Genomic DNA, 15,864 nt, shown 5'->3' with positions numbered 1-15,864 from the left:
CAAGTAAGAATAATAAGAGATTATTCTTTTGGCAAGATCATATTCCGTCGAAGGGGACACATATGAGGCACAAACAGACCATCGCTCGTTTCGCCGGAGTCGCGGTGGGGGCGATCCTTCTCTCCGGTCTCGTCGCGTGCACCAACAGTGACGAACCGGCCGATGCCGCCGATACCAACACCAGCTCTGAGAGTAGCGAAGTGACCCTTGGCAAGGGTGGTCGCGAGGCCGCCGAGGCTGTGAAGCAAGACCCCGCGGTTGCCGCGCTGGTTCCCGAGGCCCTCCGCCAAAAAGGAACCCTGAAACTGGTAACCGACCCAACGTACGCCCCCATCGACTTCACCGATGACGCCGGCAACATCATCGGGGTTGAACCCGACTTCGCCCTCGCAACAGCAAACAAAATGGGTCTCAAAATAGACAACGGCAAGGCCGACTTCAACGGCATCATCGCGGGTCTTGAATCCAACCGCTACGACGCCTCGTGGGCGGCATTCAGCATCACCCCCGACCGCACGGCCGTCGTCGACATGGTCAGCTTCATGAACGCGGGCACCGCCATCATGACGAAAAAGGGCGAAGAGAACGGTATCAAAAAAGAGGAGGACCTCTGCGGCCTCACCATCGCAGTGCAAACCGGCACCACGCAAGCCCTTGAGGTCATGCCGAAGTTCGAGCAGATGTGCAAGGACAAGGGTCTGAAGGCCATCACTCCGCTCGTGGTTCCCCAGCAAGACAGCGCAAATCAGTCCGTCTCCTCGGGTCGCGCGCAGGCAATGATCGCCGACAACGCACTCGTCGCCTACTACGCGCAGGTCAAGCCGACGGTCTACGCGGCCGTCCCCGGCATCCTCGTTGAACCAGCACTCATCGGCGTGGCCATGCCGCGCATCAACGACAGCAAACTCGCAGAGGCCTACCGCGCCGCGATCCAATCGCTGATCGACGATGGCACCTACCAAGAGATTCTCGACTCCTGGAGCCTCGGCAACACCGCACTCGAGACCGCCAAGATCAATCCGAAGGTGGGATAACGAGCCATGACCGTTTTGCCCGATCAAAGCGCGGGACCCCAGACCACCTCCGTTTCAACGGACTTCCTCGCGCTCACTGAGCGTCCCGTTATTAAGCGCAAGAACATCGGCCAGATTATCGGCGTTGTTGTTGTGGCCTACGCGCTCGTGCTGGTCGCGATCACCGTGGTGACCAACCCCGGCTTCGGCTGGCCCACCGTAGCGAAATATCTCTTCGACGTGCGCATTCTCGACGGATTGTTTGTGACGCTTGAGCTCACCGTGCTCGCCATGGTGCTCGGGTTTGTTGTGGGTCTTCTGCTGGCCGTCATGCGCATGTCGCCAAACTGGCTCATTCGCGGCGTCGCGGGTGCCTACATCTGGTTCTTTCGAGGCACTCCTCTGCTCGTGCAGTTGCTGTTCTGGGGCTTTGCGGCGATCCTCTTCCCCACCATCGCCCTGGGTGTGCCGTTCGGGCCAACCTTCATTGAGTGGGACACCAACACGGTCATCTCCCTGTTCACCGCCGCGGTGCTCGGCCTCGGCCTGAACGAGGCCGCCTACATGGCCGAGATCGTGCGCGGCGGCATCCTCTCGGTGCCGGCGGGTCAGGCCGAGGCGGCGCGAGCTATGGGTTTCAGCCACACATCAACCCTTCGCCACATCGTGATTCCGCAGGCCATGAAGGTGATTATTCCCCCGGTCGCCAACAACGTCATTTCGATGCTCAAAACCACCTCGCTCGTGATCGTGCTTGGTGTTGGAGACCTGCTCTACAACACGCAGCAGATCTACGCGAAGAACCTTGAGCAGATCCCGCTGCTCATCGTGGCGAGCATCTGGTACATCCTGCTCACCACGATCCTCACCTACTTCCAGGGTCGCCTCGAAAAGCGCTTCTCGCGCGGCGCAGCCGGCACGATTGCAAAGAAGGGAGCGCGCTAATGTCAAAGGTCAACTTTCTCAACGTGCACAAGAGCTTCGGTGATGTCGAGGTGCTGAAGGGCATCAACCTCACCGTCGACGCGAGCAAGGTTGTGTGCCTCATCGGCCCGTCAGGCTCAGGCAAGTCAACGCTGCTGCGCTGCGTCAATCACCTGGAGACTGCCACGGCGGGCGCGATCCTGGTCGATGGCCAAATGATGGGCTACAACGTGCGCGGTGACCGGCTCGTTGAGGCGAGCGAAGCCGAGATCAATCAGCGGCGCGAGGGCGTTGGCATGGTGTTTCAGTCGTTCAACCTCTTTGGCCACATGACCGCGCTCGAAAACGTCATGTTCGGGCCGCTCAAGCTGAAGAAGACGCCGCGGCAGCAGGCGCGGGATCAGGCCGTCGCGCTGCTCGAGAAAGTTGGTCTCGGGGATCGCCTCGAAAACTACCCCTCGCAGCTTTCGGGTGGCCAGCAGCAGCGCGTGGCGATTGCTCGTGCGCTCGCGATGGAGCCCAAGGTGATGCTCTTTGACGAACCCACTTCGGCGCTCGATCCCGAACTTGTGGGTGAGGTGCTTGAGGTGATGCGGGAGCTCGCGCGCTCAGGCATGACCATGATCGTCGTAACCCACGAGATGGGGTTCGCGCGCGAGGTCGCCGACGAGGTGGTCTTTATGGACGACGGTGTGATCGTGGAGCGCGGTGCCCCCAACGATCTGCTCGACCGTCCGCAGCACGAACGCACGCAGTCATTTCTCTCGCGGGTATCCCGATGATGCGCCCGATTCCCGAGCAGGAGCGGGCTGCTGCGATCGCCGCCGGAGTGGCACCCGAAAATGTGGGGCTCGCGATCCTGCAATTCGTTCGCGCCTACGGCGTTGACACGGTGTTCGGCATTCCGGGCACTCACAACCTCGAGTTCTACCGACACTTCAGCAGGCTCGGGATCCGGGCCGTCACCTCACGACACGAACAGGGCGCCGGGTACGCCGCCGACGGCTGGTCCCAGCGCACGCGCTTGCCGGGGGTCGTGATTACCACCTCGGGACCCGGTCTATTGAACGCACTCTCCGCGGCGGGCACGGCCTACTGCGAGTCGCGACCCATGCTGATTCTCGCACCCGGGGTCGCCCGCGGAGCCGAGTTCGCCGACATTGGGGCGCTTCACGAAACCAAGGATCAGCTCGCGGCGGCCGGTGCCATCGTCGAGTGGGCGCGCCGCGCGCAGACCGCGCAGGAGGCGGTCGATGCGGTGCACGACGCCTTCCGGCTCTTTCGCACGGGTCGGCCTCGCCCGGTCTATCTTGAAGTGCCACTCGATCTGCTTGAGTCGGCGGCAGATGTGGACCCGGGCGCCCTCGTGCCGCAGCCCCTCCCGGCACCGCAGCGCGCGGACGAGTCGTCGGTAGCGGCCGCCGCCCGGGTACTGACGGCCGCAAAGCGCCCCGCGATCCTCGCCGGTGGTGGTGCGATTGCCGGGCGTGACGCGCTTCGCGACCTGGCCGAGCGACTCGGGGCACCAGTGGTGACCAGCCTCAACGGCAAGGGAGTGCTGCCGGAATCGCACCCGCTCGCGCTCGGCTCAGAACTTCGTTTGGAGTCGGCCCGCGAGGTCTTGAACAATTCCGATGCACTGCTGGTTGTTGGTTCGAAGATTGGGGAGTCCGAACTGTGGGGCGGCCAGGTCGCGCCGCAGGGCGAGGTGATCCGTGTTGACATTCTCGCGTCGCAGCGCAACAAGAACCTTGCCGCGACCCAGGCTCTCATCGGGGACTCGGCGGCCGTGCTGCCGCAGCTTGTCGAGGCGGTGGGCGCAGGGTCTGACTCACACGATACCGAGGGCCCCGCTCTTGAAGCCGTTCGCGAGACGATGCGTGCCGAGGCCGCCTCCTTCGCTCCCCTCGAATCGCGGGTTGCCACGAGGATCGCGAGCGTTCTTCCCACAAACACAATTGTGGCCGGTGATTCCTCGCAGATCACCTACTACGGCATGACCAGTAGCGTGCGTTCAGAGGAACCCGGATCCTTTTTGTACATGGCCGCCTACGCCACCCTCGGCTACGGCCTACCCGCCGCGATCGGGGCAAAAATCGCCTCGCCCGAGCGTCCCGTGGTTGGGGTGATCGGCGACGGTGCCCTGATGTTCTCCGTCCAGGAGTTTCAGACGGCGGTTGAGCAGAACCTCGACATCACCATCGTTTGCGTCGATAACGGCGGCTACGGCGAGATCCAGCAAAACGAGGCCGACCGTGGTATCGAGCCGATCGGGGTTGTGCTCTCGCAACCCAACTGGCCGCAACTCGTGGAAGCCTTTGGCGGCACCGGTTTTGCGGTGCGGCACGCTGACGAGCTGGAAACCCTCGTTGAGCAGGCGCTCGCACACCCCGGGGTCACGCTCGTGCACGTGCCGCTCGCGCTCTTCGCCTGAGCGGGCCTGCGATCCTGCCGGACCCCTATTGACTGGGCGCTGTTGCCTTGAGCCGTGTTGCCTGGCCCCTGTCACCCCGGGCATCCCTACCTCTAAACCGAAAGTGAGCACTACCCATGACCGAAACCCTTGCCATCGAACTCAGTGTGGCCGCCAAGGCCACCGCCAAAACTTGGATCGATAACAACCTCGCGCGCCTCACCGAGTGGCACACCCAGATTTGGGAGTTCGCGGAACCAGCCTGGCGAGAGTACCGGTCCGTCAACTGGTACGTCGACCGCCTGCGCGCGGAGGGTTTTGAGGTGGAGGCCGGGTCCGGCGGCATGCCCACGGCATTCAGCGCCGAGTGGTCGAACGGTGACGGGCCCACGCTGCTCACCTACGCGGAATACGACGCGGTGCCCGGCAACAGTCAGGCGGCCACAACAAGCGAGCAGCCGAGCGAAGGTCTCAGTCGCTTCGCGCCGGGGCACACCGATCCCCACTCTGTGCTCGGCATCTCAACGCTCGCCGGGTTGCTCGCCACCCAACACGCCATGCGCGAGCACGGGATCACGGGCACTCTCAAGTACACCGGCGAACCCGCCGAGAAAATGCACGGGTCAAAGGTTGTGCACGGGCTCCGGGGTTACTACGACAACGTCGACGCGATCGTCAGCTTCCACCCGTTCTACATGCTGCCGCTGTGCAACACCGCGCGCTGGGACACCCCGTGCGGTGCGTATTACAGTAAGGTCTACACCTTCACCTGCGACAGCGCGGAGACCTGGCAGATTGCCGCCGATCCCAATTCCCCGATCCCCGCCTCCCACTCCGCCGCCCGTGCACCGGGCGCAAACGTGGCGCTCATGCAGATGTACACCGCCTCGCGGGTGATGCAAGACGCGATGCTGCCGAGTGTGGGCGGGTGGAGCATCTCGGATGCGATCCTGAGCGACGGCCAGGCGACAGCCGACAACTTGCCAGCCCGCGTCGCCCGCGTCCAGTTTTCGTGGCGCACCCCCGACATCGCCATGGCCGAACACGTGCTCGCGGTGCTCGATCGAAACGCGCGGCTCGCCGCCGAAATGGCGCACTGTGATCTGGAGGATCGTTGGATCGCGCGCAGCAGGCCGGGGCGCACGAACCACGTGATGGCGGAGGTACTCTACGCCAATCTTGAGGCCGTTGGAGCCCCGAGTTACGGAGCCGAGGCCGTCGCGGTTGCCCAAGAGATTCAGCGCAACCTGGGTCTTGAGGCGACCGATCATCCGTTTTTGGCCGAAACCGAGCAGCTCATTTCGCCGCAGGAGGCAGAGCGCGCACTGCGGGAGCACATGCCAGCGTGGCAGCAGAACTGGACGAGCGACGACTACGTCGAAATGACCCACTACGCCCCCACCGTGCGCTTCTATGTGTCGCGCCCTGCGCTGCAGCCAGTGCCGGGGCGCGGGGCCTACCCCGCCTGGGTGATGAACGCACTCGGTGGCATTCCCGCCACCATCAGTCCCACAATCGATGTCGCCGGCAAGACCGTCGCGGGCACGTTCCTCGACCTGCTCACACGGCCGTCTTTACTCGCTTCCGCGCGTCGTGAGTTTGAGGAGCGCACGGCGGCTGATCCAATGCCCGCGCTGCTTTCGCAAGACTTCGAGCCACCGATTGACCTGCCCTGGCCTGACTATCGCGGCGGTGCGCAGCGGATGTGGTGAGGGCTTAGTTGCCTAGACCGCGAAACATGGTCGAGAGCTCAAAAATGCAGGTTTTGCTCGAAGGAAAACCTGCATTTTTGAGCTCTCGGCAGCATGCCTCCGACGGCCTAGCGATACCGCAAAGTCAGCGTCTGAGATACCGTGCCGAGCGGGCCGAGCTCGTCGTGCAGCGTGCTCTGTGTCTGGCCCACACCGCTCGGTCCAAACGAGACCGAAGTGTCAAAGCCGAGCCACTCGCCCTGCGGAGCGCGAAAGAACGAACCGTCGAGGTCGAGATTCGGAAACAGCAGCTCGGTTGCGTCAACGCGGGGTGTGATCCCATTAGCTAAGTCGAGCTGCGCGATCATGCGCGCCATCGGGCTCACCGGCTCCGAATCAACGAGCGGATATTTGGGGCGCATCCACGCCTGCGCGCGCCCAACTCCGAGCCGCTGCCTGCGCATCTCAAAGCAACGCACGAATTCCCCGGGCCAACCGTCGTCCATCAGGGCGGGCTCCATTTCGTGTCGGCTCGGGATCGCGGGCAGCGCCGACCCCGCGAGCTGTTCCGTGCCGGTACGCTGCATCAACCACGCGCGCAGCGTCAGCACCACCCGTCCTTCAAAGGCGAGCGTCGCTTCGACGAGCTCAATCGTGCGGCCGGGTCGCAGCACTCGCACTGCCGCCTCAACCTCACCCACAAGAAACGGTCCCAGAATGTCGAAGGACACCCGCGCAATCTGCAGGCCATCGCTGCGACGCGCGTCGCGATCCTGCTCGACCAGGTGCGCGAGCAACCCGAGCGAGGGCGCGATGTGCTGCTCGCGCGGATCCCAGGCGCCACCGACCTTCTCGGTCGCGAGGAAGCGGTTCTCGGCGAGGCGGCGAAATAAGACGTCCATGTGTGTTCCTTTGGGGGTTCGGGATCAGCTACTGCGGTGCCATGCGCAGCGCACCGTCCATGCGAATCGTTTCGCCGTTGAGGTAGTCATGCTCGGCGATCATGGTTACGAGCTGCGCGAATTCGTCGGGCCGCGCGAGCCGGTGTGGGAATGGCACTGAGGCGGCGAGCGCTTCACTCACCTCGGCACCGAGACCTGCGAGCATTGGTGTCTCAACAACACCCGGCGCGATGGTGTTGACGCGAATGCCACTGCGCGCCAGATCCCGAGCCGCGGCGATGCCCATTGCAACGACCCCACCCTTCGAGGCGGCGTAGGCGACCTGCCCGATTTGCCCCTCGTAAGCGGCGACTGAGGCGGTGTTCACGATGACCCCGCGCTGCCCCGATTCGTCAACCGGGTCCTGCGCGGCCATCCGCTCCGCCGCGAGACGCAGCACGTTGAAAGTGCCCACCAGGTTGATGTTGATGGTGCGCTGAAACGTCTCAAGGTCGTGCACGCCGCGCGAAGAGAGCAGTCGCCTGGCCGGTGCGATTCCGGCGCAGTTCACCACGAGGCGCAGGGGTGGGATCGCGGGATCATCGAGCGCTTGCAGTGCCTCAGCCACCAACTGCTCGTTGGTCACGTCTGCGGCGCGGTACTGCACTCCCTTCGGTGGCGTGTCTGCTGCGTCGATGCTCGCGGCGAGATCGATCCCGATTACGCTCACCCCTTGCTCCGCGAGCAGTACCGCGGTGGCGGCACCAAGGCCGGAGGCAGCACCGGTGACAAGCGCGCTCATGTTCTGAAGCTTCATGGAGCCTCCTTTGCACTCAGCTTCGAGTTGGCGTGCGCCATCTCGGCCAGCTTCCATCTTCGCAGAACTCGTGCGCCTCCGCGCTGTGATGATCTGAGCTGAGATGATCCACTCCGCTCTGCCCGGGGCCCGCGCCGACCTGTTCGCGCCGCCCTATTCGCGCCGCCCTGTTCGCGCCGCCCTGTTCGCGCCACGTCCGATGAGTGGGCCCCTTAGCGACGAGTGACCAGCTTACCTACTGTGATTAAGGCAGGACCTCGTTACTAAGGGGCCCACTCGTCGGACGCAATGGGGCTGTAGCACCCGAAGTACCGGCGGACCACCAGACCCCAGAGCCCAGAGCCCAGAGCCCAGAGCCCAGCAATTTTGATTCATTCAAAATAAGATAGGGTGGGAGCGTGCTTCCCTTCGCGCCCCTCGACTCCGCCGCTTGGAGCGAGCGCCTGCGCGAAACCGGACTCAAGAGCACCTCGGGCAGAGTCGCGGCACTCGAGCACCTCAGCACACATCCGCACACAACGGCCAATGAGATCCATACCGCTCTGACCAAAGAGCTGCCCGCACTCACGCTGCAGTCGGTGCACAACATTGTGCAAGATCTCACAGCGCACGGCATTATCAGGCGCATCGATCCTCTCGGCCCCGGTGGCGCTCGCTACGAAACCCGCACCGACGACAACCACCACCACCTGCAATGCGTGCGCTGCGGTCGCATCGAAGACATCGACTGCGCGGTCGGTGCGGCCCCGTGCCTCACGCCACACAGCACACACGGAATGCGCATTTTGCAGGCCGACGTAACGTTCCGCGGAGTGTGCGGGGAGTGCGACAAACGTCCTCAACCCTAAATGTCTGTGGCGTATGCCACACTCACGGCAGTACCCAAAGAAAGGAATGACAGTGTCAGCAGAGAATGGATGCCCCGTCGATCACGGCGGTGCAGGATCCGCCTCCAAAGCCTCCCCAATGGCGGCCACGAGCAACACTGACTGGTGGCCCGAGCGGCTTAACCTGAAGATTCTCGCGAAGAACCCCGCCGTCGCGAACCCTCAGGGTGCAGGTTTTGATTACAGAGCCGCTTTTGAGAGCCTCGATCTCGCTGCGGTCAAACAAGACATCGCGGGTGTGCTCACCGAGTCGCAGCCGTGGTGGCCCGCCGACTTCGGCAACTACGGACCACTCATGATCCGCATGGCATGGCACAGCGCAGGCACCTACCGCGTCTTTGATGGCCGCGGCGGCGGCGGCACGGGGCAGCAGCGCTTTGCTCCCCTGAACAGCTGGCCCGACAACGTTGGCCTCGACAAGGCACGACGCCTGTTGTGGCCGGTCAAGAAGAAGTACGGCAAGTCACTTTCGTGGGGTGACCTGATGATTCTCGCGGGCAACGTTGCGCACGAGCAGATGGGCATGCCCACGTTCGGGTTTGCTGGCGGACGTCCAGATGTTTGGGAGCCCGACGACGACGTGTACTGGGGCTCAGAGAAGTCGTGGCTCGGTGACGACGCCCGCTTCGACGGCAACAAAGAGCTGCTGAAGCCGCTCGGAGCGACCATGATGGGTCTCATCTACGTCAACCCCGAGGGCCCTGGCGCGAATCCCGACCCGATTCTGGCTGCCGAACAGATCCGCGAGACGTTCAAGCGCATGGCCATGGACGACGAGGAGACCGTCGCCCTGATTGCCGGTGGTCACACCTTCGGCAAGACCCACGGTGCCGCTCCTGACAGCGAGTACGTCGGGCCAGACCCCGAAGATGCTCCGATGGAGCAGATGGGTCTCGGCTGGAAGGGCAACTTCGGCACCGGGGTTGGCAACGACACGATCGGCTCTGGCCTTGAGGTCACCTGGACCTACCACCCGACCCGCTGGGACAACGAGTTCTTCCACATTCTCTTTGCTTACGAATGGGAGTGCGTCACCGGCGAGGGCGGTCACTACCACTGGCGTCCGAAGGACGGCGGCGGCTCCGACATGGTGCCGATGGCGCAGGGCGACGGTCGCCGCGAGCCGCGCATGCTCACCACCGACATCTCGCTGCGCGAGGATCCCGCCTACCGCGAGATCTCGCTGCGCTTCAAGGAAGACCACGAGGCGTTCACCGAGGCCTACCGTCGCGCCTGGTTCAAGCTGACCCACCGCGATCTCGGCCCGAAGTCGCGCTACCTCGGCCCCGAGGTTCCGACAGAAGAGCTGATCTGGCAGGATCCGATTCCCGCTCGCGACTACGAGCTCATTGACGCGGCAGACGTTGCGGCACTCGAGGCCGCAATCGCAGAGGCTGGCTTCTCCGTCGGTGAGCTCGTCTCTACCGGCTGGGCTTCGGCCAGTTCGTTCCGCGGCAGCGACAAGCGTGGCGGCGCAAACGGTGGTCGTGTGCGCCTTGAGCCGCAGCGCTCCTGGGAGGTCAACCGTCCCGAGCAGCTGGCCCGCGTTGTTTCGGCCCTCGAGAAGATCCAGGCCGAGTTCAACGCATCGGCAACCGGCGGCAAGCAGGTTTCGTTCGCCGACCTCACCGTGATCGCGGGTAATGTCGGCGTGAAGCAAGCTGCTGCGGCTGCGGGGCACTCGGTCACGATTCCGTTCACGCCGGGTCGCACCGATGCCACGCAGGAGCAGACCGATGTTGAGTCATACGACTACCTCAACCCTGCAGCAGACGGCTTCCGCAACTACGAGAGCGCCCGCGCACTCGGCATGCCGGCCGAGCACTTGCTGGTGGATCGCGCCAACTTACTGACCCTGTCGGCACCCGAAATGACGGTGCTGATCGGTGGCATGCGTGTGCTCGATACCAATTGGGACGGCTCGAAGCACGGTGTACTCACCGAACGCCCGGGTGTGCTCACGAACGACTTCTTCGTGAACCTGCTCGACCTCAATACACAGTGGCGTGCAGCCGACGCCGACTCGCGCACCTTTGTCGGCACCGACGAGGCCACCGGCACCGAGCGCTGGACCGGCACCCGTGCCGACCTCGTGTTCGGCTCGAACAGCGAGTTGCGCGCGGTTGCCGAGGTCTACGCGAGCGATGACGCGGCCGACAAGTTTGTCGCCGACTTCGTTGCAGCATGGGCCAAGGTTGCAGATCTGGACCGCTTCGATCTGCGCTAGTCGAACGCGCTGAACGCGGAGTTCCGAGCAGAAAAGAGGGGTCACCCGTTTGGGGTGGCCCCTCTTTGCGCTTCTAGACACTAGGTAATCCCACTGTTCTCAGAGGCCTCCCAAAATTGGGTAATCTAAGTGGCGGGGAAGTCCACAGATCATCAACAGCGAGCTCAGAAAACAGCCGCGAAGCACGACAACGGAGAAGCAGTGACAGATCAACAGGGCCAGGATCCCTCACAAACACCGAATCAGGGCAACGTTCCGCCACAGGCCACACAACCACCGGCCAGCCCATACCCGCTACAACAGAACTCGCCCTATGCGCCACAGCCACAACAGGCGCCACAGATGCCACAGATGCCACAGATGCCAACGCAACAGCCGCCCCAGCAGCCGCTCTACGCCGCACCGCACCAGCAACCGTCTTCTTACCCCTCGCCTGCTTATGCGCACGGCCCCAACCCCACATTTACAGGGGAGTACGCGGCTCCGGCAATGCAGCCGCCGTACGGCATGCCCACCAGCCCGCGCAAGAGCCGAAGAAGCGAAGGCTCGGCCTTCTCATCGGTTCGATCGTCGGCGGTGTGCTGCTCGTCGCCGCAGCCGCCGTGACCGCAGTGGTGCTCCTGACCGGTGAGAGTTCCGGCGATCCTGAGGCTGCACCAACACCAACACCATCGGCCACGAGCAAAGCTACTCCGTCGCCCGAAGCAAAACAAGAATCACAGGACTCACCCGACGAGGAAAGGGTGTTTGGACCAAACGACCCTGAAATCGAAGGCACCGGCCCCATCGAGGAAAGACTCGATGCCTTTCTCGCAAAACTCGAACAGTCCGACAACGACGGTTCGCTCTGGCAGCAGATTCCCGACACAAAAGAGAACCGGGGAGCCCTCTTCGCACTGCGGTTCACCCTTACCGACATGAAATCAGCCACGCGGTTTGGCTCGGTGAGTGAGGAGCAAGCCACCCAGTGGGCCAAGGAGGCAAAGTACATGGAGAATCAACTCCTCGCCCAGAAGCCCCTCGGCACAAGCATCAAGTACACCATGCAAGACGGCAGGGTCTTCGAGTACAACGGTGACACGGGCGAGGTTGGCCTCTCTGACCCGAAGAACTAGTGGCGAACTCGCGCGAAAGCACCCGTCTGAAAGCCGGGCGATAGGAGTGCGGTCAGCGAAAAACGCACCGACGAGAAGCAAAGAAGCTCACGGGAGGCAAGGATCCTAACCAGTTAGTTGCCTTGCCCTGGTTAGGATCTTTGCCGCCGGTGCTGAGTAGCCCTAGCCCGGGGTATTGAACGAGTCCCGGGGAGCCATCCGATCGAGCGCAAAAACGCGGCTGAGTACACATCACTCAGTCAAGCAGCAGCGCGGGCTCCTCAAGCACCGAGGCGACGTCAGCCACGAAGCGCGACACCACATCACCGTCGACCACGCGGTGGTCGAAGGAGCCACCAACGGTGGTCACCATGCGGGGGCGCACCTCACCGTCAACAACCCACGGCTTTTGCTTAATCGTGCCCATTGCGAGGATCGCGACCTCACCGGGGTTCAGGATCGGCAGACCGAAGTCCATGCCGAACACACCGATGTTGGTGAGCGTGATCGTGCCGTTCGCCATTTCTGCCGGCTGCGTGCGGCCATCGCGGGCGGTGATGGTCAATTGCTCAATAGCCCGAGCGAGTTCGAGCAAGCTCAGATCCTGAGCATCCTTGATGTTTGGCACAAGCAGACCACGCGGCGTCGCCGCGGCGATGCCGAGGTTCACGAAGTTGTGGCGAATGATCTCTTCGTCGGTCCACTTCGAGTTGACCTGCGGGTTGCGGCGCACCGCCCACAGCATCGCCTTCGCGAAGATGAGCAGCGGCGACACCTTCACGCCAGCAAAATCGGTCGAGGCTTTGAGGCGCTTCACGAACTCCATCGTGCGGGTCGCGTCGACCTCGGTAAACACGCTAACGTGGGGCGCCGTGAACTTCGAGGCAACCATCGCCTGGGCAACCTGCTTACGTACACCCTTAACCGGGATGCGCTCTTCGCGCTCCGACGGCACCTCGGGGGTCACGATGTTACGGAAGACGCTGGCCTGCGAGGCCTGCCGCACAACGTCATCGCGCAAAATCTCGCCCGCGATCCCGGTGCCCGAAATGTGGGAGAGCTCTACACCCAGGTCTTTCGCCAGCTTGCGAATCGGCGGTTTTGCGATGACAGGCAAGGCGTGAGCTACAGGGATCGAGGGCCAGTCGATCCTGAACCGCCCAACAGCGGCTCTCCACCACTGCGACGACGCGATTGCACTGCGCCCGCGGTGCCGTAGCCGACGAGCACGGCACCTCCCTCGTCGTCTTTTTGAATCGAGTTGGCGATATCGGCGCTTGCGTGTGCAAAATCTTCCCTGACGGCCGCGGGGGCGGCCGGTATGACGGGAGCAGCGGGCGACGGGGCTTCGACCCCATCGTTCACGGCAACCTTGAGAATTGGCTCACCAACGGGAACCGTCTGCCCCACCTCGGCGAGCAACTCGGTCACCTCGCCGGTGAAGGGCGAGGGCAGCTCAACCAGCGACTTCGCGGTCTCGATCTCGCAGATCACCTGGTTCAGCTCGACGGTGTCTCCGGCCGCCACGTGCCACGTGACAATCTCGGCCTCGGTCAATCCCTCACCCACATCGGGAAGGGGGAACGTCATTTCGCTCATGGCAGCTCCTTGGTTCTTCTGTGATGCAGGGTCTAGTAGTGCATTGTACGGTCGACGGCTTCAAGCACACGATCGGCGTCGGGCAGGTAGAGGCCTTCGAGCCGCGCGGGAGGGAAGGGAACGTCATACCCGGCGACCCGCAGCACGGGGGCCTGCAGTGAATAGAACGCGTGCTCAGCAACGTGAGCCGCGATCTCGCTGCCGAGACTCACACCTCCCTGCGCCTCCTGGGCCACCACGAGACGCCCGGTCTTACGCACGGAGGCGAGCAGCGGTTCGTAGTCGATCGGTGAGATGCTGCGTAGGTCGACCACCTCAAGGCTCGTGCCCTCTCGCGAGGCGACCTCGGCGGCCTGCAGCATCGTGGCGACCATCGCACCGTGGCCGACCACAGTGACGTCGCTGCCGATGCGGGCAACGCGCGTCTGGTGCAGTTCACCGGCGGGGGCAGCGGGATCAACCTCACCCTTGTGCCAGTACTTGGCTTTGGGCTCGAAAAACAGCACCGGGTCGTTCGACTGAATTGCCTGCTGGATCATCCAGTAGGCGTCGTGCGGGGTCGACGGTGCGACAACACGCAGACCAGGGGTGTGCACGAAGTACGCCTCCGGGCTCTCCTGGTGGTGCTCAACGGCACCAATGTGGCCGCCGTAGGGCACACGAATGACCACGGGCATCGACACCTTGCCGTCGTGACGGTTCGTGATCTTTGCAAGCTGCGTGACGATCTGGTTGAAGCCGGGAAAGATAAAGCCGTCGAACTGGATCTCAACAACAGGGCGGTACCCGCGCATTGCGAGGCCGATGGCGCTGCCGATGATTCCCGACTCAGCGAGCGGAGTGTCGAGCACTCGAGCTGAGCCGAACTCTGCCTGCAGTTTGTCGGTCACGCGGAAGACGCCACCCAGGGGCCGATGTCTTCGCCCATGAGGATCACGCGCTCGTCAGCCAGCATTGCGGCGCGCAGACCCTCGTTAATCGCCTTCGCGAGGGGCATTGTCGCGCGCTCACTCAGAGCTTGAACTTCGGTGCTCACTTGGCTGCCCCTTCCTGTGCGGCTGTACCTGCGTCTGCGTCCTCAAACGAGGCCTCGTAGCGCTCGAGCCAGACACGCTGCTCTTCGATGCGCGGGTGCGGCTCGGAGTAGACATTCGCAAACATCGAGTCGGCCGTCGGAGACGGCAGGGTCAGGATCACATCGCGCACGCGCTTCGCCTCAACATCGGCGGCGACACGCACCTCTTCGAAAAACTCGTCGGTCACGCCGAGCGAGCGCAGGTACACTTCGAGCCGCTCGATAGGATCGCGCTGCTGCCAGCTCTCAAGCTCGCCGTCTTCTCGGTAGCGGGTGGGATCGTCGCTCGTGGTGTGTGCGCCGATACGGTAGGTGAGGGCCTCGATGTAACCAGGGCCCTGACCCGTGCGCGCGAGGCCAAGGAAGCGGCGGCCAACGGCGTAGGCCGCGAGTGGATCGTTGCCGTCGATCTGCACGGCCCGGATCCCGAACCCGAGGGCACGACGGTAGAGCGGAGTGCGTGACTGACGCGCGACGGGCACCGAAATGGCCCAGCGGTTGTTCTGCACAACAAAAACCTCGGGGGTCTGGTAGCTCGCTGCGAACACCATCGCCTCGTTTGCGTCGCCCTGGCTTGAGGTGCCGTCACCGTAGAAGACCATGGTGGCCTCGCCGGTGTTGGTGCCCGCCTCACCCGGGTCGAGTGTCGTATCGCCCACCGCGCGCTTGGCGTCGAGCAGTTGCCCGAGCGCGTAGCCCGTCGCGTGTTGCGCCTGTGCGCCGAGCACAAGTGTGTAGAGGTGAAAGTTGCCATTTTTGGGATCTGTGACGTCCCAGCCGCCGTGAGTCAGCCCACGGAACAGCTTGGCGACGTCAACGAAATCAACACCGCGGATCCCCGCGATTGCGTGCTCACGGTACGCGGGAAAGATGTGATCTTGGGGCTCGCTCGCGCGACCCAGCCCGACCTGGCAACCCTCTTGCCCAACGCTCGGCACCCAGAGGGCGAGCTGGCCCTGACGCTGCAGGTGCGTGCACTCGGTGTCGAATGCGCGAGTGGTAACCATGTCGCGGTACCACTGCTTGAACTCTGCGACGCCAACACCCGCGAGTTCGTCGGCAAATGCGGCCGCCGAATCGGAGGGAGCGTAGTTGCCAGCCTCGTCGAGAAAGCGGATCGGTTCTGGATCTGCACCCCCGTGAAGAGGGACATCAATCGTGTGCGTATTCATCCCGACCAAGTGTAACGAGCACCATCGACATCGCGCGGATATATGGCGTTTCGTCAGGGAATGTGGGCGGG

General features: G+C 63.4%; 11 protein-coding genes and 2 pseudogenes. 8 read left to right on the top strand and 5 right to left on the bottom strand.

The window, feature by feature from the left end; all coding sequences use genetic code 11:
- The first annotated feature begins 62 nt into the window (after positions 1–62).
- The 5 genes from G7066_RS00500 (at position 63) to G7066_RS00480 (ending at position 6,062) form a co-directional block, all read left to right on the top strand.
- Complete coding sequence (locus G7066_RS00500) at positions 63–1,034, top strand: ABC transporter substrate-binding protein (RefSeq protein ID WP_166328218.1); 972 nt, start codon at positions 63–65, stop codon at positions 1,032–1,034.
- Positions 1,035–1,040: 6 nt separating this feature from the next.
- A complete protein-coding gene (locus tag G7066_RS00495; RefSeq protein ID WP_166328216.1) occupies positions 1,041–1,958 on the top strand; it encodes an amino acid ABC transporter permease in 918 nt (305 codons plus the stop codon).
- Positions 1,958–2,719: an amino acid ABC transporter ATP-binding protein gene (locus tag G7066_RS00490; protein ID WP_166328214.1), complete on the top strand. Its 762-nt coding sequence runs from the start codon at positions 1,958–1,960 to the stop codon at positions 2,717–2,719. The genes G7066_RS00495 and G7066_RS00490 overlap by 1 nt, the downstream gene beginning before the upstream one ends.
- Positions 2,716–4,371 carry a thiamine pyrophosphate-binding protein gene (locus G7066_RS00485; protein ID WP_341873821.1) on the top strand — a complete coding sequence of 552 codons (1,656 nt, stop codon included), beginning with the start codon at positions 2,716–2,718 and terminating at the stop codon, positions 4,369–4,371. The genes G7066_RS00490 and G7066_RS00485 overlap by 4 nt, the downstream gene beginning before the upstream one ends.
- A gap of 116 nt (positions 4,372–4,487) precedes the next feature.
- Positions 4,488–6,062: an amidohydrolase gene (locus G7066_RS00480; RefSeq protein ID WP_166328212.1), complete on the top strand. Its 1,575-nt coding sequence runs from the start codon at positions 4,488–4,490 to the stop codon at positions 6,060–6,062.
- 107 nt (positions 6,063–6,169) lie between these two features.
- Here the strand turns inward: G7066_RS00480 and G7066_RS00475 are convergent, their stop codons facing one another.
- Together G7066_RS00475 and G7066_RS00470 are read right to left on the bottom strand one after the other, a co-directional pair.
- Positions 6,170–6,943 carry a thioesterase family protein gene (locus G7066_RS00475; protein ID WP_166328210.1) on the bottom strand — a complete coding sequence of 258 codons (774 nt, stop codon included), beginning with the start codon at positions 6,941–6,943 and terminating at the stop codon, positions 6,170–6,172.
- A gap of 28 nt (positions 6,944–6,971) precedes the next feature.
- On the bottom strand, positions 6,972–7,739 hold the full coding sequence (locus G7066_RS00470) for an SDR family NAD(P)-dependent oxidoreductase (RefSeq protein ID WP_166328208.1): 768 nt from the start codon (positions 7,737–7,739) through the stop codon (positions 6,972–6,974).
- 398 nt (positions 7,740–8,137) lie between these two features.
- Here G7066_RS00470 and G7066_RS00465 point away from each other — a divergent pair, with 398 nt between their 5' ends.
- The 3 genes from G7066_RS00465 to G7066_RS00455 all read left to right on the top strand — a co-directional run bounded on the left by G7066_RS00465 (position 8,138) and on the right by G7066_RS00455 (position 11,968).
- Positions 8,138–8,587, top strand: coding sequence for a Fur family transcriptional regulator (locus G7066_RS00465; RefSeq protein ID WP_205881476.1), 450 nt, complete (start codon positions 8,138–8,140; stop codon positions 8,585–8,587).
- Between the two features lie 46 nt (positions 8,588–8,633).
- Positions 8,634–10,853, top strand: a complete 2,220-nt coding sequence (gene katG / locus G7066_RS00460) for a catalase/peroxidase HPI (RefSeq protein ID WP_205881475.1) — start codon at positions 8,634–8,636, stop codon at positions 10,851–10,853.
- A gap of 578 nt (positions 10,854–11,431) precedes the next feature.
- On the top strand, positions 11,432–11,968 hold the full coding sequence (locus G7066_RS00455) for a hypothetical protein (protein ID WP_166328204.1): 537 nt from the start codon (positions 11,432–11,434) through the stop codon (positions 11,966–11,968).
- Between the two features lie 235 nt (positions 11,969–12,203).
- Here G7066_RS00455 and G7066_RS00450 read toward each other — a convergent pair.
- From G7066_RS00450 to G7066_RS00440, 3 genes and pseudogenes are all read right to left on the bottom strand, one after another.
- Positions 12,204–13,546, bottom strand: a pseudogene (locus tag G7066_RS00450) (dihydrolipoamide acetyltransferase family protein).
- Positions 13,547–13,578: 32 nt separating this feature from the next.
- A pseudogene (locus G7066_RS00445) lies at positions 13,579–14,543 on the bottom strand (alpha-ketoacid dehydrogenase subunit beta).
- A 35-nt stretch (positions 14,544–14,578) separates the two neighbouring features.
- Positions 14,579–15,793, bottom strand: a complete 1,215-nt coding sequence (locus G7066_RS00440; RefSeq protein WP_166328202.1) for a thiamine pyrophosphate-dependent enzyme — start codon at positions 15,791–15,793, stop codon at positions 14,579–14,581.
- Positions 15,794–15,864: the final 71 nt, after the last annotated feature.

Source organism: Leucobacter coleopterorum, from assembly GCF_011382985.1.
Classification (GTDB): domain Bacteria; phylum Actinomycetota; class Actinomycetes; order Actinomycetales; family Microbacteriaceae; genus Leucobacter; species Leucobacter coleopterorum.
The sequence above is the reverse complement of the archived record's forward strand: the minus strand, read 5'-3'. Positions and strand labels throughout refer to the sequence as shown.

Coding starts and splice junctions, on each gene's coding strand:
- G7066_RS00500 (WP_166328218.1), top strand. CDS start 63: ATGAGGCACAAACAGACCATCGCTCGTTTCGCCGGAGTCGCGGTGGGG.
- G7066_RS00495 (WP_166328216.1), top strand. CDS start 1,041: ATGACCGTTTTGCCCGATCAAAGCGCGGGACCCCAGACCACCTCCGTT.
- G7066_RS00490 (WP_166328214.1), top strand. CDS start 1,958: ATGTCAAAGGTCAACTTTCTCAACGTGCACAAGAGCTTCGGTGATGTC.
- G7066_RS00485 (WP_341873821.1), top strand. CDS start 2,716: ATGATGCGCCCGATTCCCGAGCAGGAGCGGGCTGCTGCGATCGCCGCC.
- G7066_RS00480 (WP_166328212.1), top strand. CDS start 4,488: ATGACCGAAACCCTTGCCATCGAACTCAGTGTGGCCGCCAAGGCCACC.
- G7066_RS00475 (WP_166328210.1), bottom strand. CDS start 6,943: ATGGACGTCTTATTTCGCCGCCTCGCCGAGAACCGCTTCCTCGCGACC.
- G7066_RS00470 (WP_166328208.1), bottom strand. CDS start 7,739: ATGAAGCTTCAGAACATGAGCGCGCTTGTCACCGGTGCTGCCTCCGGC.
- katG (WP_205881475.1), top strand. CDS start 8,634: ATGACAGTGTCAGCAGAGAATGGATGCCCCGTCGATCACGGCGGTGCA.
- G7066_RS00440 (WP_166328202.1), bottom strand. CDS start 15,793: ATGAATACGCACACGATTGATGTCCCTCTTCACGGGGGTGCAGATCCA.